Annotated in this window: 3 protein-coding genes and 1 pseudogene; 2 read left to right on the top strand and 2 right to left on the bottom strand. The window is 68.3% G+C overall.

What is annotated here, in order from left to right; translation table 11 throughout:
- Positions 1-222 (top strand): hypothetical protein (locus tag EQG76_RS04860; protein WP_331463723.1); only part of this gene is annotated, 222 nt, incomplete at its 5' end.
- A gap of 133 nt (positions 223-355) precedes the next feature.
- On the opposite strand, the gene EQG76_RS04855 is transcribed toward EQG76_RS04860, so the two are convergent.
- Complete coding sequence (locus EQG76_RS04855) at positions 356-1,516, bottom strand: pyridoxal phosphate-dependent aminotransferase (protein WP_159711094.1); 1,161 nt, start codon at positions 1,514-1,516, stop codon at positions 356-358.
- A 39-nt stretch (positions 1,517-1,555) separates the two neighbouring features.
- Positions 1,556-2,128, bottom strand: a complete 573-nt coding sequence (locus EQG76_RS04850; RefSeq protein WP_159711092.1) for a D-sedoheptulose-7-phosphate isomerase — start codon at positions 2,126-2,128, stop codon at positions 1,556-1,558.
- Between the two features lie 63 nt (positions 2,129-2,191).
- Between EQG76_RS04850 and EQG76_RS04845 the strand changes: the two are divergent.
- Positions 2,192-2,376, top strand: a pseudogene (locus EQG76_RS04845) (protein-L-isoaspartate carboxylmethyltransferase); the annotation flags it as partial.

Raw genomic sequence — 2,376 nt, 5'->3', positions numbered from 1 at the left:
CCGGGCGCTCCCGAGACAAGTGAAAGGATCGGCATCATGACCGTTCAGGAGAAGCAGAAGTTGCCTCTGGGCGACCGCAAGAAGCAGCCCGATCAGGCCGGCCTGGACGAGGCCCTGGAAGAAACCTTCCCCGCCAGCGATCCCGTGTCGGTGACCCAGGGAGTTACCGGAATTCCCGATCGCGCCGACAAAGACGAGCAGCCGAAGAAGCCCGAGTCCTAGGACGAGGCCGAGCGCCGGATCGACGTCTGGGCACGCGACTACCGCCATTGAGCGGCAGCCCTTGCAGCAAGCTCATGTCGCCGCCGGCCGCCCATGCCGGCGGCGACATTGATTCTGGGATTCTGGCGCCCGGTCAGATCCGGTCGAGCAGGCGGCGGATGCGCAGGAAGGCGGTTTCCAGGCGGCTGGAGGACAGGGCGAAGCAGATCCGCAGATGCTGCTCGTTGCCCTCGCCGAACGTATAGCCGGGTGCGGTGCCGACCTTTTCCTCGCGCAGGAGCCGCCGCGCGAACTCCAAGCCGTTCATCGGCGCCTTGATCCGCGGGAACAGGTAGAAGGCACCTTCCGGGATCAGCAGGTCCAGCTTCGGGTGGCTGCCCAGGATCTCCTGCGCCATTGTCCGGTTGCGGCCGCAGCGCGCCACGAATTCGTCAGCGAACGCGTCGCCCTGGTCCAGTGCCGCCAGTCCGCCATACTGGACGAACGCGGTGGCGCCGGTGTTGTTGACCTCGGAGAGCACTGCCATCGGCACGGCGAGCTGCCTGGGGTGGACCATCCAGCCCAGCCGCCAGCCGGTCATCGCCCAGCCCTTGGACCAGCCGTTCAGGATGAAGACCGGCTCCTCCGGCTCGGTGAGCGTGACGAAGGACGGGGCAGGCGACGGCCGGCCGAACACGTTGCGGTGGTAGACCTCGTCCGAGATGATCGCGATCCCGCGCTGGCGGCAGAGCATCAGCAGCGCCACCTGCTCCTCGCGCGACATCACCCAGCCGGTCGGGTTGGACGGCGTGTTGACATAGACCGCCTTGGTCTTCGGCGTGATCGCGCGCTTGACGTCGTCCAGGTCGAGCCACCAGCGCTCCGGCCCCTCCTGCAGCCGCACGTCGACCGTGCGCCCGCCCAGCACCTCCACGACGGTGCGGATGTTCGGCCAGTAGGGCGAGACCAGGATCACCTCGTCGCCGGGCTCGATCAGGCACTGGCAGGTGATCATCACTGTGAGCATGGTCGAGCCAGGCACCGAGACCCGGTCCTCGTCCAGCTCGATGCCGTAGTGCTTCCGGTGATAGCGGAGCAGGCCCTCGCGCACCGGCAGGTGGCCGCGGGTCCAGTTGTAGAAGGTCTTGCCGTCGTCCAGAGCCTGCTTGGCGGCCTCGTTCACGAAGGACGGCGAGTTCAGGTCGCTCTCGCCGAACCAGAGCGGAATGACCTCCGGATCATCCAGGCCTTCGCGGGCGATCTGCCCGATGCCAGACGGCTGGAGATCCAGGACGAACTGCCGGATCGGACCCATGCGACGACTACCTCGATCGGAAATTGTGGCGACACGCTGTCAGGTCAGCCGCGCCTCGAGCACGCGGCACCAGTGATGGTAGAGCACGAGATGAACCTGCTGGACCAGGGCCGTATCGGTCGCGGGCACGGCGAACAGATGGTCGACCTGGCCATCCAGCGCGTTGCCGCCGGCTCCAGTCAGGGCCACGGTGGTCATCCTGCGCTCCCGCGCCGCCTCGAATGCCGCCAGCACGTTGGGCGAGCGTCCCGAGGTGGTGAAGCCTACCAGCACGCCGCCGGCGGTACCATGGGCCTGGACCTGGCGGGCGAACACGTCGGCAAAGCTCGCGTCATTGCTCCAGGCGGTCAGGAATACCGGGTCGGCGGCGAGCGAGAGGACCCGGTAAGGCCGCCGGTCGCGCTTGAAGCGGCCGACCAGCTCGCCCGAGAAATGCAGGCTATCCGCCGCCGAGCCGCCATTGCCGCAGACCAGCATCGGCCGGTCGGCGGCCAATGCCGCCACCATCGCCTCGGCGGCGGCGGCCACCCGTTCCTCGGCGAACGCCGCCAGGCTGTCCGCCAGCACTAGGCGGCTCGCCTCCGCCCAGTCCAGCCAGCTCGTTCCGCTCATCTCCACCCCAGGCACTTCCTTTCCGGGCGCTGCGTGCCGCGCGGGCGTGCTATAGCACCCGGCATGACGGAAGCGGAGACCAGGCAGCGCTTCGCGCAGGGCCTCATGCGCGCGGCGGGCGTGCGCGACCTGAAAGTGGCGGCTGCGTTCGCGGCCATCCCGCGCGAAACCTTCCTGCCACCACCGCCCTGGCGCATCGATGGGCCCGGCGGGGGCTTTGCCAGCAGCGATCCCGCAGCGCTCTATGA

The organism is Geminicoccus flavidas, assembly GCF_009806515.1.
Classification (GTDB): domain Bacteria; phylum Pseudomonadota; class Alphaproteobacteria; order Geminicoccales; family Geminicoccaceae; genus Geminicoccus; species Geminicoccus flavidus.
Note: the sequence above shows the minus strand (reverse complement) of the source record. Positions and strands in the feature narration are given on the sequence as shown.